This is a genomic window from Nonomuraea zeae (genome assembly GCF_005889725.1).
GTDB classification, from domain to species: domain Bacteria; phylum Actinomycetota; class Actinomycetes; order Streptosporangiales; family Streptosporangiaceae; genus Nonomuraea; species Nonomuraea zeae.
The window spans coordinates 1-22,921 of sequence record NZ_VCKX01000152.1 but is presented as its reverse complement, the minus strand read 5'-3'; the positions used below and the strand labels follow the sequence as shown (position 1 = coordinate 22,921).

At 66.8% G+C, this 22,921-nt stretch carries 23 protein-coding genes and 1 pseudogene; 13 read left to right on the top strand and 11 right to left on the bottom strand.

The features are described 5' to 3' along the window. Positions 1-73: 73 nt before the first annotated feature. The 3 genes from ETD85_RS37185 to ETD85_RS63545 all read right to left on the bottom strand — a co-directional run bounded on the left by ETD85_RS37185 (position 74) and on the right by ETD85_RS63545 (position 1,179). Positions 74-631, bottom strand: coding sequence for a TlpA family protein disulfide reductase (locus ETD85_RS37185; protein ID WP_138694516.1), 558 nt, complete (start codon positions 629-631; stop codon positions 74-76). Positions 632-788: 157 nt separating this feature from the next. Continuing rightward, positions 789-935 carry a hypothetical protein gene (locus ETD85_RS63550; protein WP_170247040.1) on the bottom strand — a complete coding sequence of 49 codons (147 nt, stop codon included), beginning with the start codon at positions 933-935 and terminating at the stop codon, positions 789-791. Between the two features lie 67 nt (positions 936-1,002). Further along, on the bottom strand, positions 1,003-1,179 hold the full coding sequence (locus ETD85_RS63545; protein WP_170247039.1) for a hypothetical protein: 177 nt from the start codon (positions 1,177-1,179) through the stop codon (positions 1,003-1,005). A gap of 153 nt (positions 1,180-1,332) precedes the next feature. On the opposite strand from ETD85_RS63545, the gene ETD85_RS63540 reads away from it, so the two are divergent. Then, a complete protein-coding gene (locus ETD85_RS63540; RefSeq protein ID WP_170247038.1) occupies positions 1,333-1,494 on the top strand; it encodes a hypothetical protein in 162 nt (53 codons plus the stop codon). Between the two features lie 74 nt (positions 1,495-1,568). Here ETD85_RS63540 and ETD85_RS37180 read toward each other — a convergent pair whose 3' ends face one another. Beyond that, positions 1,569-2,045 (bottom strand): YybH family protein, encoded by a 477-nt coding sequence (locus ETD85_RS37180; protein WP_138694515.1) that lies wholly within the window; start codon positions 2,043-2,045, stop codon positions 1,569-1,571. Positions 2,046-2,636: 591 nt separating this feature from the next. Continuing rightward, entirely contained in the window at positions 2,637-2,831 is a 195-nt protein-coding gene (locus ETD85_RS37175; RefSeq protein WP_138694514.1) for a hypothetical protein, read from the bottom strand. 123 nt (positions 2,832-2,954) lie between these two features. Here ETD85_RS37175 and ETD85_RS37170 point away from each other — a divergent pair, with 123 nt between their 5' ends. Further along, positions 2,955-6,800: a S8 family peptidase gene (locus ETD85_RS37170; protein ID WP_240779674.1), complete on the top strand. Its 3,846-nt coding sequence runs from the start codon at positions 2,955-2,957 to the stop codon at positions 6,798-6,800. A gap of 509 nt (positions 6,801-7,309) precedes the next feature. Here the strand turns inward: ETD85_RS37170 and ETD85_RS37165 are convergent. The 4 genes from ETD85_RS37165 to ETD85_RS37150 form a co-directional block, all read right to left on the bottom strand. Continuing rightward, positions 7,310-8,092, bottom strand: coding sequence for an alpha/beta fold hydrolase (locus ETD85_RS37165; RefSeq protein ID WP_138694512.1), 783 nt, complete (start codon positions 8,090-8,092; stop codon positions 7,310-7,312). Further along, complete coding sequence (locus ETD85_RS37160) at positions 8,089-8,601, bottom strand: PadR family transcriptional regulator (protein ID WP_206059107.1); 513 nt, start codon at positions 8,599-8,601, stop codon at positions 8,089-8,091. Before ETD85_RS37160 ends, ETD85_RS37165 begins: the two co-directional genes overlap by 4 nt. Positions 8,602-8,839: 238 nt before the next feature. Next, positions 8,840-10,033: an MFS transporter gene (locus tag ETD85_RS37155; RefSeq protein ID WP_240779672.1), complete on the bottom strand. Its 1,194-nt coding sequence runs from the start codon at positions 10,031-10,033 to the stop codon at positions 8,840-8,842. A gap of 763 nt (positions 10,034-10,796) precedes the next feature. Next, positions 10,797-11,255 carry a winged helix-turn-helix transcriptional regulator gene (locus tag ETD85_RS37150; protein WP_138694509.1) on the bottom strand — a complete coding sequence of 153 codons (459 nt, stop codon included), beginning with the start codon at positions 11,253-11,255 and terminating at the stop codon, positions 10,797-10,799. 57 nt (positions 11,256-11,312) lie between these two features. On the opposite strand from ETD85_RS37150, the gene ETD85_RS37145 reads away from it, so the two are divergent. The 3 genes from ETD85_RS37145 to ETD85_RS37135 are packed head-to-tail and all read left to right on the top strand — an operon-like array spanning position 11,313 to position 12,832. After that, entirely contained in the window at positions 11,313-11,864 is a 552-nt protein-coding gene (locus ETD85_RS37145) for an SRPBCC family protein (protein WP_206059105.1), read from the top strand. Then, positions 11,857-12,420 (top strand): SDR family NAD(P)-dependent oxidoreductase, encoded by a 564-nt coding sequence (locus tag ETD85_RS37140; RefSeq protein ID WP_138694508.1) that lies wholly within the window; start codon positions 11,857-11,859, stop codon positions 12,418-12,420. The genes ETD85_RS37145 and ETD85_RS37140 overlap by 8 nt, the downstream gene beginning before the upstream one ends. A 58-nt stretch (positions 12,421-12,478) precedes the next feature. Then, positions 12,479-12,832, top strand: a complete 354-nt coding sequence (locus tag ETD85_RS37135; RefSeq protein ID WP_138694507.1) for a VOC family protein — start codon at positions 12,479-12,481, stop codon at positions 12,830-12,832. 526 nt (positions 12,833-13,358) lie between these two features. Here ETD85_RS37135 and ETD85_RS64895 read toward each other — a convergent pair. Next, a complete protein-coding gene (locus ETD85_RS64895) occupies positions 13,359-14,171 on the bottom strand; it encodes a hypothetical protein (protein WP_206059104.1) in 813 nt (270 codons plus the stop codon). Between the two features lie 96 nt (positions 14,172-14,267). On the opposite strand from ETD85_RS64895, the gene ETD85_RS63535 reads away from it, so the two are divergent. The 8 genes from ETD85_RS63535 to ETD85_RS37095 all read left to right on the top strand — a co-directional run bounded on the left by ETD85_RS63535 (position 14,268) and on the right by ETD85_RS37095 (position 22,557). Continuing rightward, complete coding sequence (locus ETD85_RS63535) at positions 14,268-14,420, top strand: hypothetical protein (RefSeq protein WP_170247037.1); 153 nt, start codon at positions 14,268-14,270, stop codon at positions 14,418-14,420. A 1,620-nt stretch (positions 14,421-16,040) separates the two neighbouring features. After that, complete coding sequence (locus tag ETD85_RS37125; protein WP_138694506.1) at positions 16,041-16,274, top strand: hypothetical protein; 234 nt, start codon at positions 16,041-16,043, stop codon at positions 16,272-16,274. Positions 16,275-17,534: 1,260 nt separating this feature from the next. Then, positions 17,535-17,756 carry a hypothetical protein gene (locus ETD85_RS67640; protein WP_138694505.1) on the top strand — a complete coding sequence of 74 codons (222 nt, stop codon included), beginning with the start codon at positions 17,535-17,537 and terminating at the stop codon, positions 17,754-17,756. 212 nt (positions 17,757-17,968) lie between these two features. Beyond that, on the top strand, positions 17,969-19,249 hold the full coding sequence (locus ETD85_RS37115) for an FG-GAP repeat domain-containing protein (protein WP_138694504.1): 1,281 nt from the start codon (positions 17,969-17,971) through the stop codon (positions 19,247-19,249). Continuing rightward, positions 19,246-20,079, top strand: coding sequence for an FG-GAP-like repeat-containing protein (locus ETD85_RS37110; RefSeq protein ID WP_138694503.1), 834 nt, complete (start codon positions 19,246-19,248; stop codon positions 20,077-20,079). Before ETD85_RS37115 ends, ETD85_RS37110 begins: the two co-directional genes overlap by 4 nt. A gap of 140 nt (positions 20,080-20,219) precedes the next feature. Continuing rightward, positions 20,220-21,086 (top strand): LamG domain-containing protein, encoded by an 867-nt coding sequence (locus ETD85_RS37105; RefSeq protein WP_138694502.1) that lies wholly within the window; start codon positions 20,220-20,222, stop codon positions 21,084-21,086. A gap of 9 nt (positions 21,087-21,095) precedes the next feature. Continuing rightward, entirely contained in the window at positions 21,096-22,139 is a 1,044-nt protein-coding gene (locus tag ETD85_RS37100) for a 3-keto-alpha-glucoside-1,2-lyase-like domain-containing protein (RefSeq protein ID WP_170247036.1), read from the top strand. Between the two features lie 220 nt (positions 22,140-22,359). Next, the gene (locus tag ETD85_RS37095; RefSeq protein WP_138694500.1) at positions 22,360-22,557 is read left to right on the top strand and encodes a hypothetical protein; all 198 of its coding nucleotides are present in this window, start codon (positions 22,360-22,362) and stop codon (positions 22,555-22,557) included. Between the two features lie 15 nt (positions 22,558-22,572). Here ETD85_RS37095 and ETD85_RS37090 read toward each other — a convergent pair. Then, a pseudogene (locus ETD85_RS37090) lies at positions 22,573-22,794 on the bottom strand (IS5/IS1182 family transposase); the annotation flags it as partial. Between the last annotated feature and the right edge of the window lie 127 nt (positions 22,795-22,921).

The following is a 22,921-nucleotide window of genomic DNA, read 5'->3' as shown; positions in this document are numbered from 1 at the left end:
GCCGCGGTCGTCCGTCACCGCGGTCCCACCCACCCGCGGCGGGACCAGGAACCGCAGCGGCTCAGAGGTGATCTCATTGATCGCGCACCTTGGTGACCGTTCTCATCAGGTCGGAGTATGTGACCGCGCCCAGCGCCCTGGCCGCGATCCTGCCCTGCTTGTCGATGATCAGCGTGGACGGGATGGCCGCGGGCGGCACGGTGCCCTGGAAGGCCAGCGCCACCTTGCCCGGCTGGTCGAACAGGTGGGGATAGCCGGTCTGCTCGGTGCGCTCGAACGCCAGCGCGTCGGCCTGCCGGTCCTTGAAGTCGACGCCGAGGAACTCCACGCCGCTGCCCTTGGTCTTGGCCGCGACCTCCTTGAGCACCGGCGCCTCCGCCCGGCACGGGCCGCACCACGACGCCCAGAAGTTGAGCACGACGACCTTGCCCTTGTGCGCGGCCAGCGAGGCTTCGCCGCCATCGAGCGTCGGCCCCTCGATAGCGGGCGCGGCCCGGCGTTCGGAGGCCTCGAACACCTGCATCGTCCCGTCACCGGCGACGAATCGGGTGTCGCCCACCTCGGGCTGCCCGCCCTGGTTGGCCGCACAGCCCGCGACCAGCACGGCCAGGAGGGCGGCAGCGACGCGCAACGCGAAAGCGTTCACTCTCGCGCCTGCCGTGGAATATGAGCACATCATGCGTTGATATGGGTATTCGGGTCCGGTAACACGTTTATCGGCGGTGCAAGAGCGAATGCCGTCAGAGATGTCCGCTCGTCTCAGGCCTCGCCGTCTGCGGATGCACCCTTCAATGGCCTGCTGAGCCCTTCACGGTCCTGCCGATTCGTCCTCGACCGGCCACGTTGACGCCGTACCGGCTGTCTGCCGAGGACTGGAGGATGCCGATCACCTCGCAGGCGCGGGCCAGCGCGGCATGCCGGCCGACGCCGCCCACGATTTGCTTGATATCTGCCACTTGAACCCCCGCTCTCGACGATCGAGTCCCGCTCTATCTAATCCGGTCAGGCACGCCGATATGCGGAGGAAAACTGCCATTTCGAACGCTGTAACAGCCAACTCGGATCGGACGCCTCGTCCGCACAGCTGCCTGCGCCGCCGTGCAACCATGCGAGGAAGAACAGCCGGCGGCCCGTGGAGCTCTCGTCCGGCGGCACGAATGGGCCGATCTCATCGGCCATCCGGCATCGACTCCTGCTGAACGGTGCACGCGCCGGACACGGCCCGGTGGGAGCAGGCTTTCTCCGAAGCCGGCGCCCAGATCTGCGAGACCAGCTGGATCATGGACCCTCACCCGGGAGACGCCCGACCTGCGCTGCCCGAGAAGAAACCGCGTGCCCCCGGGGCCCGATGACCTGCCGCCAGCTGCCGTCGCCGACCGGTTTCGCCTGGACGCACCGGCCGAAGTGCTGGCCGGCCTGATGCCCGAGGAGCCGGAGACGACCGGGCTGCTGGCGCTGATCCGACCACACCGGGCCGCCAGGCGTGTTGACTAGGTGGTGCACCAAGCGCGAGGCGATCCGGGTGTGCTTACTCACGGGTTCGATCCGGCTCGCCCGGCCGCTCAGACTCACTCCGCGTCAGCAGACCGTGCAGGCTCGGCCCCGTTGAAGAGTTTGATGACCCATCGGCCGTTGGCGACGTGCTCGATCACACCGCTCATTCGATAGACGAGGCGCGTCTGATTGCCGTCGTCGTGATGAAGGACGGCGATAGTCGGTGCGACGAACCATGCCACCTGCCCCGAAACGGCGACCAGCGGAGGTTCCCATACCCACTCGACGGTGTACGGCCGTTTGAAGACATCGTCGGCCAGGAATCGGCGTAGCTGCGCCAGTCCGCGCGCGTGCTCGTGCGCCGCCGAACCGAACCAGATCACGTCGTCCGCGAACAGGCGGAGGACCTCGTCAGTGCTCCGGATACGCAGGCAGCGTGTGAACTCCTGGAGAATGTCCTCCAATGCCTGCGTGGCGGTCGTCACTTCCGCGGTTCGAGATTGGTCGGGCTGTGCGCTCCCGCGGGCCGGCCCCTCCTCGCTCAATGTCATGCCTTCTCTCTTTCTTTGGAACCATGCGTGATTCGCGTCGCCTGGCAACTTCGGGACGCGGGTTCGCAGGCTATCGAGGTCGACTCACCCCGGGCCAGCGGGAGAGGACGGAAACGGTCCGCATGCCATCAGACCGCCCATCGACTACCCGGCTCTGTACGGTGATATACGAGGAACGGTGATACGCGAGGAACACTTTCGCACTAACTGGACACGCTTCCAGTCAGTGCCACAAAGCCGATCAGCGGTCACCCGGGCCGCCAGCCGGGTCATGACGGTCGGGGACTTCGGCGACCCGGCTGGCGGCTGCACGCCCCTGCCGCCGGGACGGCACGAGCAGAAGTCCCGGCCCCTGAAGGGAGCGCTACTTTCTGGGATGTGATGCCTCCATGATCCAGAAAGGTGCTCGCTCATAGTCCACCATGCGGAAATGCCTCATCAAGAGGGATTTCTTCCAACTCGCGCTTGAATCCGGACACCTGCAAAACCTCTCCCCATCCGTGTGTCTGGTGTCGGGTGGACCTTAGCCGGCCCAGGCCTGTCGGACGCGGTGCCCGCGCAGCAAGGGCTTGCCGTGACACCGCCGGAAGATCAGATCGATGTGCACGCGCCGATCCGGTTGCCGGCCGCCTCGACGTCGTCATGAAAAGCCAGTGTCGATTGCATGTCTGCCAGAAATGGCACTATTTCTGCCAATTCTTCCGCTCCTGGTTCCGTCGTGCGCCCGGTGCTGGGCGACCCGGATGAATCGACCGCGAGCAATCGGCCCTTCTGTCTGGCAGTCATGGTCCGGAATGCGATAAATGTGCAGTACTTAATCGATTGTCGGGATAAAGTCCGCGATCGACATTTGGGGGCCCCTCGACAGGGTGCTCCCACCATGGGACGAAGAGGAACGTTGTGACCCGCATGCACTCCCGGCTTCTGGCTGCCTTATCTGGTGTCGCGATGACACTGGCCGCCGCCACTGTTCCCGGTCATGCCACTGAGCCCGGCCAGGAGACCGCCTCGACCACAGGCGTCGTGAGCCGGCCCCGCACCGACCCAGCTCCGGCCGGGGCCAAGGTCGCCAAAGAGCTGACCATCACGTTGATCACCGGTGACGTGGTCACCTATGCGCCGGCCGAGAACGGACCGCCCTCCATCAGCATCCAGCCGACGCCCAGGCCTGACGGCATGCCGATCACGTTCGCGACGCTTCCCGGCGCGGACGGCGGGTGGCTGGTCCTGCCCTCGGACGCCGTCGAAATGGTCACGGGCGGCAAGCTCGATGAGAAACTGTTCGACGTCGAGACGCTGGCCAAAGAGCGGCGCGTCGACGCCATCCCGTTGATCGTCAGCTACGCCGGCAGCCCGAAGCCGTCAGCCCTGAAGAACGCCGCCGGCGCGCTGCCGGCCGGCGAGAACGTCCGCATCCTGCATAGCGTCGGTGGCGCCGCGCTCACGGTGCAGCCGGCTCAGGCTGCCCGCTTCTGGGGGGCGCTGCGCGACTCCGTACAGCAGAGCGGCCAGGCGGCGGGGGAGATCGCCAAAGTCTGGCTGGATCGGCGAGTGGAGGCCTCGCTCGATCAGAGCGTGCCTCTCATTGGGGCACCCGCTGGATGGGAACGTGGATTGGATGGGACGGGCATCAAAGTCGCCGTCCTCGACACCGGCATCGACGGCGACCACCCCGACCTCGCCAGCAAGATCGTCGCCAGCGCGAACTTCTCCACCTCTCCCGACCTGGCCGACAGGCAGGGCCACGGCACCCACGTCGCCTCGACCATCGCCGGATCGGGCAGCGCCTCCGACGGCAGATACAAGGGAGTCGCCCCCGGCGCCTCCCTGCTCGTTGGCAAGGTGCTCGCCGACGACGGCAACGGCGATTGGTCGTGGGCCATCGCCGGCATGGAGTGGGCTGCCGAGCAGGGGGCAGACGTGGTCAACATGAGCTTGGGCAGCTGCTGCGGCGACGGCAGCGACCCGATGAGCCAGGCGCTCAACGAGCTCACCAAGAAGCACGGCACGTTGTTCGTCGCAGCCGCGGGAAACGCCCACGACCCGTTGACGGTCAGCGTACCGGCGGCCGCTGACCAAGCGCTGGCCGTCGGCGCCGTGGACAAGGTGAACGGCAAGACACTGGCCGGCTTCTCCAGCAAGGGGCCCCGGCTCGACGACGCGGCGGTCAAACCGAACATCGTCGCCCCCGGCGTGGACATCGTCGCCGCCCGGTCGGCCGCCTCCTTCGTAGCACCGGCCCCCGGCAACGACCGATACACGGCCAACAGCGGCACTTCCATGGCAACCCCGCACGTAGCAGGAGCGGCGGCGATTCTTGCCCAGCAACACCCGGACTGGGACGCCGACGAGCTGCGCGACGCCCTGACCTCCACCGCGGAGCGCAATGACGGCCACAATTGGTTCGAGCAGGGCAGCGGCCTGGTCAATGTGAGGCGAGCGCTCAGCCAGCAGGTCTTCGCCACCTCTGTCGTCGACTTCGGCCTGCTCAGCGAGGCCTCCACCACCAGGCGCGTCACCTACCGCAATACCGGTCAGGAGAGTGTGACGCTGGCCCTGGAACCGGTCACCCGAGGCTGGAGCGGCAAGCCCGCCCCGGACAAGGCGGTCCGCCTGAACGCCAGGGGCGTCACCGTCCCCGGGCACGGCACCGTCACGGTCGACCTCACGGTCGACCCCACCCGAGGGCCGACGGGCGCCTACGGCGGCTGGGTGAGCGCTTCGAGCGGCGACATCCAGCTCGTCACACCGTTCAGCTACTACACCGGCCCGGCCCAGCACCGTCTCGGGATCTCGCTGCTCAACGCCTACGGGACTAAGGAGTTCGTGCCCGGCCGTGAGGGCACCGAGCCGCGCATCTACATGATCCCTCTCAAGCGTGAGAACAGTCCGGAAGACCCCTTCAACCCGTATGGGTACTACGCCGTCCGGACCGACTTCTTCGGCAACGCCGAAGTCAGGCTCCCCGCCGGCGAGTACGAGGTGATCGGCGTCGCCCACGAAAACCTGGTGAGCAATCGTCAGAGCTGGGTCATCGAGCACGTGAAGCTAGACGCCGACAAGACGGTCACCTTGGACGCGCGCAAGACCGTACCGACCAACCCCGTCACCCAGAAGGATCTCAGGGGCAGCGGCAACTCCTGGTACGTGCGCACGTTCCCCGACCGGCAATACCCCGTCTCCGTCTACGGCGGAACCGTCGGCCAGGACTTCTACGTCACCCCTGTCTCCAAGGCCAGTGCGGGTGAGGTGCGGCTGTCGCAGGCGTGGAGTCTCAAGCCGGCTCCGCTGGCCTCAGCGATGGCCGGTGCGATCCGGCTTGATCCCGTGTACGACGTCGAGGCGATGCGCACGAACATGACGGAGGCCAAGACCTACCCCGTCGTGTCGGTGGGGCAAGGCCGCTCGGAGGACTTCGACGGTGTCGACGTTGCCGGAAAGCTGGCCCTGGCGGGAGTGCCGTTGCCGGCGGGCGATTTCCCCTACGTGGACGCCAGCCGGCGCATGGACCAGGCGGCCCAGACAGCCCGGCAGCGTGGCGCGGCCGCTTTCATCGGATACCTCGACATCCCGGCAGGCAGAGCGCGCGTGCCGGCAGGCGCCTCGGCGGGCTTCCATGCTCTGGGGGTGACCGCGGACAAGGGACGTGAGCTGCGGGCTGCGCTGGCCCGCCGTCCGCTCTCAGTCCGGATGGAGCCGTACACCGGGCCGGAGGCCGTCTACCACCTGCGCTACGACCATCGAGGAAGAGTGCCGGCCAAGCCGGTGAACGTCGAGGCCGGCAGTCTCGTCAAGATCGCTGCGAGCTATCATGCCGACCGTCCCGACACCAGCGGCTGGGAGTTCGGAGAGTCGGCCACCGGCGAGGAGCCGGGGCGCATCACCTATGGTCAGGAACTGCGCCTGCCGGCGACGCGTAACGAGTACTTCGGCCCGGTCGATGACCGGGTGGCGTGGAACCGCAAGATCACCAGTGAGAGCCTGACGCTTGAGTCCAGCCGGAGGTTCAGCGGCCACGACCGCAGCCTCCGTGAGCATTGGTTCAAGGCGCCCCTGGTGCCCGGCGCCTCCGACGTGCCCGATCGCCGAGCGGGCATGCCGTGTGTGATGTGCCGCGACGGCGACAGGTTCGTGCCGGCGGAGCAGTGGCTCGACTCCGATCCGCATCATCTCAGCGGCCTGAGCCCACTCGAATCCAGCCCTCGCTTGTTCGGCGGTAGTCGGGAGTTCCCAGTTCAGGGGCGCTATCCGCGCTCCTTCATCGTCCCGGGCGGCGACTTGGACTACCGGCTGGAGAGCGTGGACATCAGCGGACGGACGTTGTCACCAGAGGTGAGCACCAGCTCGCGGTTCCACTCCACGCAAACGCCGAACACGTCGTCCGGCCATGTCTGCGCCTTCGGCACCTCATGTCAGGTACAGCCAGCCATCCGCCTGACCTACGAACTGCCGCTCGACCTGCTCAACCGGGCAAAGGCGCAGCGGCCCTTCGCCTTGGAGGTCCGAGCCGGCGCGCACTCCTCGATCCGCCAGGCGCCCGAGGTCAAGAGGCTGAAGGTCGAGTACTCGGCTGACGACGGGTCGACATGGCAGCAGGCCCACGTCTCGATGAACGGCAAAGGCCGCTTCGCCGTCAAGCTCCTCCATCCTGCGCTGAAGGAGAGCACCGGCTTCATCTCGCTGCGGGTCACCGCTTCGGACACGGCGGGAGGATCGGTCACCCAGACCGTCAAGCGTGCTTACACCCTGAGCTGACGGGGACTGCTACGAGTTCTGGTCGGTAGCCGAGGAGCGCTTCTTCGGTTGCCGACCCGGCCCGGGGCACGTTCATGTGCTTTGGTGGGGGAGCTTGGGGCCACCAACCTTGTCTCTGGCGACACCCGTGGGCAGACCGATGCCGCGCCTGTAGGAGGACGCTCCTCCCCCGGAGAAGGACAACTGATCGGCCCTGGCCTGTTCCCTGCCTCTCCCTGCCGGGGACTTCGGTCGCCGGCCTGAGCTGAGATCGACGGTCGATCCCCGCCTGGAGCGGGCAGAAGAACAGGCGTGGGTCACCTGTTCGAGATGGGACAGCCCGTCGTCACGAAGAGGGTGGTGGCCGGGCCGGCTGCATCTGACCGGCCCCTCGCCGAGCCTGTCAGTCGACCACCGCGGTGGGAACGTCCTCAGGATCGCCCAGGAAGCGGTTCAAGAACCGCTCCGGTCCGCCATTCCGATGACGCCTTGACTCCATTCCTTACGGTGAAGCCGTAAATCGCGTTTTCTCAGTCACGGGGAACCGGGATAAGACGCGGGTCGCTAATCCCACTCAGCCAGGAGCGTAGAACCCCGTTGAACAGGGTGGAGTCTTCCACATTCCAGATGTGGTGCATTCCCGGTGCGAGCCGTAACTGTGCTTGCGGTGCGGCCTGGGCGAGTACCGTCAGGGAGTGGCGTACCGCTGCGGAGTCCTTCTCGCCGGCAATCGCGAGCAGAGGGCCGGAGTAGTGGCGCACGTTCGCAGGCACGCCGCCCGCGCACACTTCGGCGTTCATCGCGGACGCGGTCTCGTGGCGCACCGAAAGGCCGTGCTCGACGAAGACGGCGCGCGCGTCCTGCGGAATCCCGAACGCTGCGGCTTGGGCGCGCCAAAACCACGGCGCCCGCCAGAATGCCAGCTGCAACCGGCTGATCAGGCGCACGCCGGCGCCGGCCGGCTTGAGCGGCGCTCCTGTGAGGAACGCCGAATGCACCCGGTTGGGATGCCGTGCCAACACGCGCAGCGCCGTCACGGCGCCCAGGGAGAGCCCCACAAGATCGAAGGGACCGTCGACACCATGGTCGGTAACTCGTGCCACGATATCGTCGGCCACCGCGTCCAAACCCGGCCAGCCTTCGTGGACCCGTTCCCCGAAACCCTGTAGATCCGGCGTGAGCACCATCCGGTCGGTGAGCGACGCCACCTGTGGCTGCCACATCCAGTTCGCGACGTTGCCTCCGTGCAGCATCACCAGCGGGCGCCCCGCCTTGCCTGGATCGGGACGATGCACCTCGGGAAAGTCGCTCATGTGATCTCCCGCTCGACCGTGTCCAGCCAGACAAGCTCGGTGCGCAAATGCGCGATGCCGTTGTCCAGCGTGGCAAGCTTCAGCCGGGCGCCTCGATCGGGCGCTTCGGTCTCGGCCCGCATCCGCGCGAAACGCGTCAGCTGCGCCTGGATCGCCACGCGACGTTGCGCGAACAGCGAGCGCAGGCCATCGCCGTCGAGGCCGGCGCCGAAGAACACCCTCGCCAGGAATGGATCGCGTTCCACCTGACGCTCCGGCTCACTCGCCAGCCACGCGGCCAGCGCCGCTTGACCGGCAGCGGTGATGCGGTGCTCCTGACGATCCGGCGCCCCTGATCCGGCTACCGTCTCGACCTCCGCATACCCTTCCACGACCAACCGGGCAAGCGTGCGATAGATCTGCGCTTTGTCCGCCGACCAGAAGTGCCCCACGGTCGAGTCGAAGTGCCGCTTGAGGTCATAACCTGTCATGGGCGCAAGAGCGAGCAGCCCCAAGATGATGCGTGACAAGACCACGGCTCTAGTAGACAAGTCACCTATGAGACTTGTCAACTAGAAAGGTGTCCCGGGCACAAGCAGCGGAGGGCCATTCACCCGCGAAGCCCCGGACCACGTCGTCCATCGGAGCTGTCCCGGCGCTTCGCGCTCGCGGTCTCAGCGTCGGCCGCACCATCGAGGTCCTCGGGGTCCGCGGCTTGGGGAAAGGGACCTGTGGAACGCCGACACCGCGCCCCGAGCCGACCGCACGTCAAGCCCAGCGCTCGGCATGGTGGGGGGAGCGGACCGCAAGGACGGCTGGCACGCCGAGCAAGAGAATCGCGGCTACGAGCAGGTAGAGCGTGGAGACCGGCCATCCTGCGTCCAGCAGGTGGCCCGCCACAAACGGTCCCGTGATCGCTCCGGCGCGCCCGACTCCAATGGCCCAGCCCACACCGGTCGCGCGGATCTCTGACGGGTAGAGCCACGTGCCAAGGGCGTACATCCCTGAGATGCACCCGTTGACGAGCATGCCGATCAGCCAGCCGAGGGCGAAGGTCAGCCAGGCGACATGGACGGCGTGCACGACCGCGGCGAGCACTGGGGCGGCGATCGCCATATAGCCGATGATCACGCCCCGGGGCGCGAGCCGAGTTGTGAGCAGGCCGAACAGCGTGGCGCCGAGAATGCCTCCGAGATTGAGGAAGATCCCGCCGGTGATGCCCTCGCCCGTCGCCATCCCGGCCTCAGCCAGGAGCTTCGGCGTCCAGCTCACGACGAAGTAAAAGGTGAACATGACGACGAAGAAACCAACCCAGAGCAGTAGGGTCGCGCGGCGCCACGCCGGACACAGGATGCGCCGGGCCCGGGACCATCGATCAGGTGACGGCGAACGCCGCGTCTGCAGGAACTCGAGCGATTCGGGCAACCAGCGGAGCGCGACGGGCACCAGCAGCGCGGTACCGATGGCGCCCCATGCGAAGGTGGATCTCCAGCCGGACGAGCTGTGCAGGGTGACGGCGATGATCCCGCTCGCGGAGGCGCCGATAGCGTAGCCGGCACCGTTGAGGCTGACGGCGAGACCTCGCCAGCGCCGGTTGGCGTACTCGGAGGCGATGACGCTGCTGGCGGCAAGGACGCCGCCAATGCCAATGCCGGTGAGCAGACGCGTCGAAGCCAGCTGGACAACGCTGTGGCTGAGCATCGACAGCACCATTCCGGACGATGACAGCAGCAGGCATCCGAGGATGACTTTGCGGCGACCCACGCGGTCGGCGTTGGGAGCGACGACCAGTGAACCGGCCGCCATCCCCACCGGCGCGGAGCTCAGCACCAAGCCGAGCTGCGTACCTGACAGCTGCCACTCCCCGGCCACGGCGGGCGCGGTGAACGCCATCACCAGGAGGTCGAAGCCGTCCAGCACGTTGAGCAGAACACACACGGCGATCGCCAGCCATTGCTTCATCGACATGGGCTCTGTGGCGAGATGGCACCGCCCCGTAGCAGCCGAGTCCATAGGCCGCGTCCCCCCGATCCGAGTCAGGCGCCTTCGGCTCCCTGTCGGCCATACCCGCCGCAGCGTTCGCCCATTCTGGGGCTCAAGCTGAAACGGATTGCCCCCCGCCGTGAACCTCGCAAGGGTTTCGGGAGAAGCGCTCACGGTCCGCCGAGGGGGCAGCGCGGCCGGTAGGTCGGACAGATCGACCCGGCCGCGGTGCCCCAGACCGTCATCGCCGCGGCCTCGTTGTGGGCCGTCGCGGTCGCGATGGGATGCTGTGGACCGTTGGCGACGGTCAGTAGGTGAGGGTGCGGGCGTAGCACCTGCGGGTGGCCACATTGCACGCCGCAGTGTGGCGGCAGCGGCCTCGACCGCGCATGCTCGACAGTGGGCCGCGAGGCTCCCGGGCTGCACGTGGTACGGGACCTGCCGGACAACGCCGTCGCCTTCGCCGTCGCCGGAGGGGAGCCCGGCACCCGGGTCTGCCGACTGAGTGACCGGGGGTGCGACACGACCCGTGCGCCAGGCCAACCCGCTGGTGGTGGAGACGGCCAAACGACGCCCACCGTCGGGGTAGAGCATGCTTTCCCCCGGCCTGGCGAAACTAGCGCGTCCCGCCTGCGACACACTGATCTCCGCCGCAGTGTCCTTGGAGTTCGCATCACGAGCAATTGTTTGCCAACCTGGAGGCGGTTCTCGCGCCAGGCGATAGTCGGCCGGATCTGGGAGTCTACGGATTCGACAAGCCGGGCCCGATCGTGGCCTGGATCTCGGTCGGGTCGTCCACTCCGCCGCAGTGACCGCACACCGTCTGCTGGGTGACGCCGGTGCCGCACACCGAGTGGACGTAGCGGATCGGTGGCTCCCCGTCGCTCGCCCACCGGTCACCCCACTCGGAGAGCGCGACCAGCGCGGGCGCGAGCGCCCGCCCTTTGTCGGTCAGCAGGTACTCGTACAGTTCCGGCTGCTCGGAGTACCTGTGGCGCTCCATGATCCCAGCCTCGACGAATCCGTGGAGACGGGCCTTGAGGACGTTGGTCGCAATGCCCAGCTTGCGCTGGAAGTCGCTGTAGCGGGTCGCCCCTCCGAAAGCGGCGTCACGAATGATGAGCAAGCTCCAGCGCTCGCCGATCATCTCCAGTGAGCGCGCGATCGAACACGCCTGAGAGTCATAGGTCTTCCCGAGCATGTGCTTAGTCTACCGATGAACTTGCATCATGAAAGCGCCTCCATTACTGTCGCTTGCATGATGCAAGAAGGTCTGAACTTCGCCACCACCATCTCAGTGGACCGGACTCCCCAAGAAGCTTTCGACGCGATCACCAACGTCCGCGGTTGGTGGTCGCAAGAGGTCGAGGGCGACACCGACCAGGTCGGCGGCGAGTTCGACTACCATTACAAGGACGTCCACCGCTGCAGGGTCCGCGTCACCGACCTCGTGCCCGGCCGGAAGGTCGCCTGGCTCGTCCTGGACAACTACTTCGACTTCATCGACGACCAGGCCGAATGGAAGGACACTGAGGTCGTCTTCGAGATCTCCGAGAAGGGCGGCGGCGCCGAGGTCCGCTTCACCCACGTCGGCCTGGTCCCGCAGTACGAGTGCTACGACGTGTGCTCCAACGCGTGGGCCGGCTACATCACGGGCAGCCTGCGGAACCTGATCAACACGGGAACGGGCCAGCCCAACCCGAAAGAGAACGGCGACGCCCCGGACCACCAGCACGCCGCCACCGCACAGCGCGTCAAGCGCGCACCCCAGGCCATCAGCCTGGCCCCCGCCGACTCGAACGGTGCCTGACATCACCGCGACCACAGGCAAGATCGTCCTGACCGCCGGCGCCAACAACGGCATCGGGCGGGCACTGCTGGAAGAGGTCCTGCGCAGGGGCGCCCAGCAGGTGTACGCCGCCAGCCGTGAAGCCGTGACACAGGCTTTCCTGCCCCATCTGACCCGTTCGCGCGGCGCCATCGTCAACCACCTGTCCGTGGCGGCCTTCGCCCCGCTGTCGATAGTTCCGGCCTACTCGATCTCGAAGGCGGCCGCGTTCTCTCTGACGCAGTCACAGCGAGCGCTCCTCGCCGACCATGGCGTCAGGGTCCACGCCGTCTTCATCGGTCCGACCGACACTGACATGTCCCGCGAGCTCGACGCCCCGAAGGCCTCGCCGGCCTCGGTCGCGCGAGCCGTCTTCGACGGTGTGAAGAACCAGGAGGAGGACATCTTCCCCGACTCCATGTCGCAGACCATGGCCGCCGGTTGGCGCGGCAGCCCGGCCAAGACGCTGGAGCTCGAGTACGCCGCCCTGGTGGCAAGTCCTGCGCGCGAGATGCCGGCCGTCACCACAGAGCGCTGAACGGCTTCCAGCCGGACGTCGCAGTCATTCGCATACCCATGACAAGGAACACTCTGAAATGATCACACTGAAGCCCGGCAGCATCCTTGTCGGCACCACCCGGCCCGCGGAACTGCGCGACTGGTACCGCACGGCGCTCGCACCGGGACACGAAGGCGAGGGGCCGATCGACCTGGGCGGCTACTGGCTGGTCATCGAACAGCGCGACGACGTCGGCACGAAGAACAACGAGCCGGGCCGAATGATCCTCAACTTCCACGTCGACGACTTCGACGCCGTCGAGGCGCAGCTGCAGGCAGCGGGCGTGGACTGGCTCGTCCCCGTCGCGGATCGCCCCGCCGGCCGCTTCGGCACCTTCGCAGACCCTGACGGAAACTACCTCCAAATCATCCAGTTCAAGCAGGACAAATAGTTGAACGTGCAGGGCACTGGGATCGATGAGTCCCGAGGAGATCCACACGAGCGCGCTGTGGTAAGCCCTTTCGTCCGCTTGACTGACGAGAGGCTCTCCGGTTGCCCTTCCAGCCCTTGATCCTCGCCTTCACGGCAGATGGGATTACAACCCAGCGGTCGCAGAGGTGACTGATCAGACGCGGCGTCGGGCTTGGTCCCCTTCTTATGGTGCGCGGGCCGTGCCGCCGATGGTTGCGGAGCTGCACCGCGCTCTGGATCGCACGACGAGCCAAGCGCTGACTTCCGCCGACGGCGAGTCCCGGGGGTGTGCCGCCGTGAGAATGGCAGGAGCCGTTGATCAAGTGGTCTGTACTCCAGCAAGTCGCGCTGAGGGCGTTCACTGTGAGTGGCCAGTCGGGGCGTAGCGGTTCCAGGTCCTGCCTCGTCAGCCGCGATTCGGGTGGTCTCGTCGTGGAAACCGAGGGCCTGGCAGTGGTCGGTGCTGGGGCTCAGCTGGTGAATCTCGGTCATCATCGACTCCGGGCTCACGTTGCCCGGCCCGGGCTTGATGAACGCCAGCAGCTCAGCATCGTCGCCCTCGTGTTCGCCCGCCGTACCCGCCACAACCGGTTCGTCGGTCGACCGTCGGCGGTCTGCGGCGCGTCGTCGGTGAGACCGACCAGGGCAGGGATGCGCCCGGTGGTCTCCTCGTTCTGCCGAGCCGGGATCCGCGGCGGCCAGGTGACCTCCGCCTTGTGCGGCGCCGAGGCCACGACCCGCGCGAACGAGCCCGCTATGCGGTCCATCAGGACCTCGAACGCCTCCCGCCAGCGGGCACGATCACGCTGTGGCCCGCGGCCACCGGCTGATCTTCGTTGGTCGATACAACGGACGATGATCAACGATGGCCGTCTTCGTCTTAACGTCGTCCAGCAGTACAAGCGGTAGCCCCGCCCGCGGAGGCCGTGAGCAAGCCGGGCCAGATCGCTCAGGGGTCGGGTCGCGATCTCCTGGTCAAACGCTTCGCCATCCGCCGCCCGCTCCTGGACCCACAGCTGGCTGACTTCGACAAGCCGGGACGGGCCGGCAGCGGCAAGTGCGTCCTGAAGGGCTTTGGAGGCGGCGAGGAGCATGGGGCCCTCACCATCGCCAGGATCCGCGACGACTTCGGGCTCATCAACACCGATGAGCTCGTCAAAACTCCGACCGGTGAAGATGGCCTCCCACTCGATCAGCGCCTCTTCAGCGTCGAAGTTGCCGTACGACAGCGACTCGAAAGCTCCGTCAGGGCCGCCATCCACGACCGCAGCCGCTGCTTCATGACTCGATGCCATGAAGAACGTGATGATGATGCTCACCGAGGCATGGTGCCCGCTTGAGCAACCTGGGTCCACCCGCTGTCAGCGCGCAGACCGCGATCAGGCAAGCCGCTATCGCCCCCGATCGATGCAATCATGATCACGATCTACGGCTGGAGTACGAACCCTTACCTGATCAAAAACGGTGTTGAAGATGAGCAAGGATTCACAGCGCTCATCGCCGGCAATATTGGGAACGTGCAGCAGGGCGCCGACGACGTTCGCGTCAATTCCTGGTCATCGGCTTAATCATAGGCGCGTCGGCGGCCGACCTCAGGCTCGTCGGCGGCTGGCGGACCAAGACACGCCCGTGCCTTCTCCAGCGCATTGATGATTTAGGGTATCACGGCTGGACACATTCTCTGATAGCTCGCAAACTGAACGTGCAAAAGTAGCCACGGGCATATCGCCGACCCGTCACGCAGAATCGCGAGAGATGGTTCATGTGAGTTGACGACCCTGACGCCTATCGAGCGCAGCGGGCCCTCAGAATAACCGAAGAGATGTACGGGTCGAGCGGCACGCAGATCCTCAGCGGTAGCCTTTAGACCACTCGATACTGGTACCAGGCAAAGGGGCAAGTGCAGCTCTTCGCGCCAATACCCCGGGTGTGACGTAAATACTAGGCAGTTGTTTCCGTGGTGGCGTGGCAAAATGGCCGGCCCATTATCGTTGGCCCCCGGCTGACGGTGCACGACACTATGACCAACGCCGGCGGCGTGTTCGTACGGGTCAACGTCGAGTGGCCTCAATTTCTGTGGGTCGTGCTCACAATCCTCCACACGAACCCGTAATACACGTCGCGCCGAGGGCGGGGGCGACGAGTCGGCGTCCCGGCAACCCTTGCGGAACCGCATCATGACCGGCGTTGCGCTCGTTCGGCTCGTGGCTTTCACCGTCTCGCCCAGCACTCTAGAGGGAGCTTCAGAAGCTGACGTTATGGCGGTGTGCCGAGACCGTCCACGGCGATGAAACCGCTGATCAGCTGAGTCGGTACGGCATCTTCTTCAGCCGGGTCTTGGACCAGCCGGGCGAGTTCGTTGAGGCTCTTCTGGACCAGGCGCAGTGCATGGGATGCGGGGCTCGCATTCGATGCCGCAACGGTCGCATTGCGCGCTGCGGCTGACGAACTCCCCGACCAGCCGATCCAACTCGACACCGACTCTGCCTCTGGCTTGGAGAAGCTTCATCGCTGTCTCTCATCTGCTGGGCTTCCAGCGGATGACGAGCGTGCGCTGGTGAGGCCATAATTCTCTCGGGCGGCGGCCCAAGTCCTCGACATCGCGTAGGTACCGTAACGACTCGACTGCCGAGTACAAGAGGCGTACCCGGCAGTCGAGCCACAGCCGCGCCCGCTCGCCCGTCGCCGCTCACCAGATGATCAGGCCGTCACCGGCATGGTCATCTCTTTCGATGGCCCGTCGGTGGCCACGGCCCAGCAGCCGCATCGTATCGCTGACCATGCCCGCGGCCCTTTGTTGTGATCTTCTGAGTTGACAACGGAAATGATCGACGGGAGCCGCGAGCTCTCTCAAGAGGCGGTCTCGCCCCAGTCGACGCGATCAAGGCCAGCGGTCAAGCCTCAAGTCGATCAGGTGCGAAGCGCCGCGATGAGATGGCAGCCGCGGCTGAGGCGTGACCTTTGGATCAGTTGCACTGAATTGTGCTCGACGTCACGCAGCCACCACCGTTCAGGGCAGCCCCCGTCGATGCGGCGGAACCGTCGACCGAGTAAGGAGCCTGAAATACCTCCGCACTCGCCGGGGCCGCGCTCAGTACACCGACGGCTGAAACTGCCATCAGCGACAGTGCGAGCGCGCTAAAACTACGCTTCACAGCGGACATCGTTTCTCCATTCACGATGTGGACGTGTCGAAGCAAGACTTCGATAGTGGCCATTATGTCAATGCCGCAGTTGGCGCATGGCTGTCATTTCTGCCACTTTTTATGGTTCTTCTGCCATGCGCCTCGCCCGATTGTTGGGCGAGTGTCCATTCCGCTCGCATCGGCCAGCCCATCTCCGGAACCCTGTCCGACCATACGACGCTGGAAGACGCACCACTTCTCGGAGGAGTCGTCACCACCTCGGTGCCGGACGAGTAGGTCACAGACTGCCCTCTATGTCAGAACCCGACAAATTGTCATGTAGCCATCGGGACCAAGAGACGACTGCTTGCTGAGCGCTGGCGGAACCCCTTCAAGCGGGCCTGCGGAGCAGACATAGGCACTCGGGTCCATGTCGGCGACCTTTCCTGATCCACCGCCTGGTCATGAGCGTGATCGAAGCGACGGTCAGATGGAGTCGCGGACGGCTCGTGGTTGCGCGTCAGAGTCCGCGCGACATGCTCCGAGGACGCATCTGCAATTGAATCACGGCTGGCTCTGACGTGGAGATCGACGGTCCCGCGGCTGACGAGCCGCGCCTGCCCCTCGTAAGCCGTCACGTTGATCACGTTGCCGACAGCAACGTGAAGGACGGAGTTTGATCGTGGAAGGGGGCTCGTTTGATCGGCTGTTGAGGCTGTGGTCCGTAGTGTCCGGGGATGGTTGCGGGCATGGCGTGGGGGGACGCGGCCGAGGCGTGGGCTGGTGCGCGGACGGCGGCGTTCGCCGCCGTCGTGGTGGCTGTCGCGACGGTGGCCGGATGGAGACTCAGGGCTCGGGTCGTCCGCGTGCGGCGAACCTGTCAGGCGGCGGCAACTCTGCAGGCCGCGATCGCCGAGCTTTGGGCGGAGATGCGTGTGGCGGCCACGAGTGCCGAGCGCGGCATTGCCCTGGTCCGGTGGCGATCGAGGTGGATGCTCGCCGCTGCGATCGCCGACCTCGTCGATCCTCCTGTGGCCACGAAGATGCGGGCTCGGGGACAACTATTGTTCGCGGATCTGATGGCCGTCGAGGTGCACGGCACGGCATGGCCGGTCGGCGGGATCCGCCGGGCCTCCAGTCAACGGCTTGAGGCCGGCGCCCGAGAGTTCGCTGCGCGCTGTGATGGCGCAACCGGCACACGCTGCGCTGCCTGGTCTCCCTGTGCCGGGCGCGTACCGATGGTCGGTTCCCGCCCTCTACGCTGAGTTTCTCAGCACCGGATCCACCTGGACGACGGACATCGCGACTCGTCGAATCCCGTTGAGTGTGGAGACCCGCTTTCGGGCGTGGAGGAGGAAAGCGCGCGGCGCCGGATGAAACGCATGTGCGATATCTAGATGATTAAGCCCGATGTGTTCAGTGAACCTTTTCAGGCTCCTTGGCGGCTGCCCTGGCCGCAGCATGATCGCGATGCCGGTGTTCGGCCAGTGACATGAAGAAGCTCCTGGTAGACGGGTTGATCACCACAATCCACACCGCCGCAGCCAGGAGCTTCAGATGTTGTCCTATCGTGCTGCCATCGATTTGTCGCCTCAGACGCTGAACTACGTCGCCGGGATGATCCGGCGCCACCGTAAGGCGATCGGGTCGGTCTGGTGGCGGCTCAACCCGGGGCAGCAGGCGTTATGGAGTTGGGCGAAAGTCTCGTTGGGTCTTCTCCCGAACGCGTTCAGCCGCCAGCCAGGTTCTGTCTGGACGATCATGAGCGGAGCCGGATGACCATAGCCGCGGCAGTAAGGGTGCCGAGGCAGGCAGTAACGGGTCCTGGTCAGCGGCCGGAGATTCGCTGAGCAATAGGGCGCCGGTCGGCAGTCAGGACATCGTGCGGACGCTGCAGCGATGGCCGCGTGCACAAGACGAAGCCGCGGTGCTGCCGACCAGCGCTGTGGAACCTCGCCGGTCGCGGTACTCCACACGGGGGCCTGCAGGCGGTGGACGACAAGGGGCGGGCCGTCCTCGGGGCGCCCGCACCGCGGATGTGGGACTCTGCCGAGGCGGGGATCACGTCGGTGGAGATGCCGGCGCAGGGCGCGCGTGACGCGGCGGTGAAGGTGGACCTGACCGCCGGTGGGCGGCTGACGCTCGTACCCGATCAAGGTCTGCTGGCCGACCCGTCGGCGCGCTTCCCGGTGGTCGTCGACCCGGACATCGGGTACGCGTCATGGACCATGATCAACGAGTTGGCTCCTGATCAGCCGTACTGGACCGAGGACCGCCGGGACTGCTCGGGCGCGGCGAACACCGAGTGCGGCAAGGTCGGCTACTACACCGACCCGGTGCGGTACCGGTCGATGTTCTCCTTCCTGCCCGGGCAGATGCACGGCAAGGACATCATCGGCGCCTCGATGTGGATCGACCTGGTGCACTCGACAAGGTGCGAGGACAGCGTCACGGAGGTCCGGGTGGTCCATGCCGACCTCGGCGCGGGCACCACTTGGAGGAACACCCACGGAGCCTGGGAGGGCGCCAACGCCGCCACGGCGAGCAACAACTCCTGCCGCCAGACGCGCAAGCCCACGCAGTTCAACGTGACCTCTACGGCGCAGCGCGCGGCCACGGAGCGGTGGGGGCGGCTCGTCCTGGGGCTGAAGGCCTATGACGAGAACACCACGGCGGGGTGGAAGAAGTTCGACGCCGTGACGGCCAAGCTGGCGGTCACGATGAACTCGGCGCCGGACGATCCCTCGCCGCTGTTCGTGGACGGGAAGCCCTGCGCCACCGGCGATGGACGGGCGTTCGTGCAGACGCGTTCCCCGACGCTGCGCGCCGGAGTGCGGGACGCCGACGGCAATTCGCTCGACGTGTCGATCTCCTGGCGGCGGGTCCGGGAGGACGGCTCCTTGGCGGCGGCCCCGGCGTCACCGAGCAGGGTTCAGCGAGACGTGCCGTCGGGCACGACGGCGCAGGTGAACGGCTATCCGGGGGTGCTGGAGTCGGGCGAGCAGATGGTGGCGACCGGGGACATCTCCCGTGACGGCCGGGCGGACGTGCTCATCCGGGACGGTGACGGATACCTGTACGCGCTGCCCGGATGGAACAAGCAAGTAGCCGAGCGGGTGCCGCTCGGCGTCGGATGGGGCGGGTTCACCATCGCCGGTGTGACGGACTGGGACAAGGACGGCCGCCCGGACATCGTAGCGCGCAACGATGCGAACGGTGAGCTGCGCCTCTATCCGGGGGCGCGGCGAAGTACACCTTCGACGCTCCGATGACCATCGGCGCGGGATGGGGCGGTTACACGCTGGCGGGGCTGGCGGACTGGGACCGTGACGGGCATGTCGATGTGATCGCCAGAGACGGCAGCGGAGGGCTGTGGCTGTATCCGGGGTCGGGAGCCAGGTCGGCCTATTCCGGGAGCCCGGCGCGCTTCGAAGTCGGTTCGGGCTGGTACGGCTATCAGGCGTTCACGACGCCTGACATCGACGACGACGGCAAGATCGACATCGTGGCCGATCCTCCGGACACCACGACGTGGTACGGCTACCAGGGCACCGGCACGCGACCCGGGGGGCGGGTCCCGGTGGGCGATGGCCTCGATCGGCCTCTCGCCCAGCAGCACTTACCGCTGGTGGAGCACAGCGGTCGACGACCGGATCAGCGGGCCGGACTCCCAGCCCTGCGACTTCACCATCGATATCGCCAAGCCCGCCGCGCCCAGCGTGAAGGCCGACGTCTACAAGGAGGGCATCGACGTCTGCGACGGCGGGCCGTGCGGCTCGGTGGGACAGACCGGCCAGTTCACCTTCGCCAGCACTTCGCCCGACGTCGTACAGTACAAGCGGGGCTTCGACGACCCGCTCCGTCGCCGCCGCTGGCCAGGTGGAAGCTGTCGGACCCAGCCGGGTCGAAGGTGCTGGCCGACGCCACCGGCAACGGACGGGACCTGACGGTGACCGGCACGCCAACCTTGGGCGCGCCGGGACGGCTGGCCCCCGCCGACGACGGCGAGCCGCAGACCGCGATGCGAGCGGACGGGACGAACGGCTACGCCTCAAGCCCTGATCTCCTCAACACGACCAAGAGCTTCTCGGTGTCGGCCTAGGCGAAGCTGGACAGCAAGGGCGTCGACCAGGCCGTAGTGGCGAGCATGGGCGGCCAGTATGGCGCGTTCTACCTCTACTACGCCGGCGCCGGCGACCGGCAGCTCATGATGGTCCGTCTCGTGAGACCGAGAACGGCCAGGTGACCTGGTGGCGGGCGAGATCCACCACCGTGCCGCGGGTGGGCGCGTGGACGCATCTGACGGGCACCTATGATTCGGTCGCCAGGACGCTGCGGCTCTACGTCAACGGCGTGCTGGAGGGCACGGTGACCGGCGTGACCACTTTCGACGCCACCGGCGAGGTACGGGTGGGGGCGACGTTCAGGGGCTCGGTGGCCGACGTCCGCCTGTGGGAGCGGAAGATCACCAACGACGAGACGTTCGCGCTGGCCGACCCGATGGTCACTGGCAGGGCGGGGGAGTGGGACTTCGAGGAGGCCGGGTCCCGCTCGGCGATCGACACCTCGGGGAGGTTCCGCGACCTCGATTTGTTCGGGGGAGCGGAGATGCCGAGGAGCGGGGGCGGCCACCCGGGCTCGGCGCTGCACGTGAACGGCGAGGACGCCTACGCCGCCATCGGCGCGCCGGCCTTGCGCACCGACCAGTCGTTCACCGTGGCGGCCTGGGTGCGGGTAGAGGACCTGTCCAAGGCGCAGACGTTCGTGTCGCAGCAGGGTCCGGGGGCCAGACCGGGGTTCTCGCTGTCCTACGACCCGGCGGGCCGATGGGTGTGGTCGATCCCCGCCTCTCCCACCGACACCACCAACATAACCGCCGCGGCGGTTGCGGCAGTGACGCCGGCCGACTACCACCACCTGACCGGGGTGCTGGACGCCCAGTCCCGGTCGCTGCGGCTGTACGTGGACAAGGAACTGAAGGCGACCACGGCGATGAACGCGGCCTGGCAACCGTGGCAGGCCGACGGCGGGCTGCTCGTCGGCCGGGCGCACCAAGGGACCGTCCCGGCCGGCTTCGTGGACGGGATGGTCGACGGGCTACGCCTCTAGCAGGGCGTGGTGTCCGATGTATCGCGGATCACCACCGACAACCCGGCCACCTTCACCGACGGCTCCGCCTCCGGGTGGAAGTTCTTCAACGGCGCCTGGACGGAGTCCGACGGCGTCCTGTCCGTCGACTCTGGCGAAGGGCACCGCGCGACGGTGGACGACGCGTGGATCGACTTCGACGACTTCACCTTCGAGGCCGACGTACGGATCACCGCCGCTTCGGGCGACGCCGGGATCGTGTTCCGCAACACGGCGAATGACTATGGCGTGAACGCCTACCAGGGCTACTACGCCGGCCTCGACGGCACGTCCCTGGTGCTGGGCAAGGCCGACAACGGCTGGCACGAACTGTCCCGGGTACCCGTCACCGCCGCGACGGGGGTGTTCCACCACCTGAAGGTCGTGGCGCACTCCGGACGGATCCAGGTGTTCTTCGGCAACGCCGCCACCCCGCAGATCGACATGGTCGACACCACCTTCAGGTCTGGCGACATCGCGGTCCGGACGTTCCGCACCGCGGCGGCGTTCGACAACGTGTCGGTGGTCAAGAACACCGCCCTGGACGCCTACACCCTGTCCAGCAACTTCTCCGCCGGGCAGGGCGGCAGGAGCTGGCGCTATCAGGAGGCGCGCGGCGGTGGCGTCTACGAGGACCTGGCCTGGGATCCCCGCGGCTGGTGGCAGGGCAGCGGCGCATGGAACCGGGTGCTCGCGTCCGGGAACCTCCATCCCGACGACCACCCCACGGTGGTGTCTTGGACCGCGCCGAAGGCTGGGAAGGTGCGCATCAACGGCAACCCTCGCAAGGCGGTCGCGGGCGGTGACGGCGTCAATGTGCGGATCATCAAGAACGGTGTGCAGATCTGGCCCGCCTCCGGCTGGCAGGCCATCGGCGGAGCCGACACCACCGGGGTGTGGCACGGCCTGTCAGCCGAGGTCACCATCGGGGACGTGATCCGTTTCGAGGTGGCGCAAGGAGAAACCGACTCCGCCGACAGCACCATGTGGAACCCGACCCTCGAATACGGCTCAGGCGCGCCGCTCGGGCAGTGATCTGGCTGCGCTCGCACGCGCTGAACCGATATGTGGTGGCCCGTGCCGACCTCGAGGGCGCGCCATTGCGATCAGACACCTCACTCGTGGGCGCCTAGGCGCGCCCCCAGGTCATCGACACCGGCACCATCGACGCCGACGGCAACAAGGTGGTGTGACCACGGGCGTTGTCCAACGGCCAGTACGTGGTGGCCTGGGCCGACCAGCGCCCTGGACCCCGTTGCTGGCCAACGGGATCCAGGGCGGCTGGGAGAAGTTCTCCTGGATCGAGAGCGGCGGCGCGCTGCTGCTACGAGCCCACTCCAACAAGTACGTGCTCGTCTGGGCGGACGCCAACCCCGACAAGACCCTTCGAGCCGACAGCACCAACGCCTCCGGCGCCTGGGAAAGGTTCTCCGGGGGGCGCGCGTCCGGTTAAGAGCTGTTTCTTAGATCAGGTGCGGAGCCAGATGACCAGAGCTGCCAGGGTGACGGTGCCGCGAAAGATGTAGGCGCGTTTGTCGTAACGCGTGGCCACGGCCCGGAAGTTCTTCAGCCGGTTGATCGCCCGTTCGACGACGTTCCTGCCCTTGTAGCGTTCGGCGTCAAAACCGGTGGGCCGTCCTCCGGCCGAGCCGCGCCGACGCCGGTGGGCGCGTTGGTCGCGCGGCTCGGGCCCGCGTTCCGCAGCTAATCCGTGATCCAGGGCATGTTCGGGTCTGAACCCGCAGGTCAGCGCGTTCTGGCCTGGTGGAAACGGTGGAAAGCCCTAGTGACACGACTTCGCTGATAACCCCGTCACG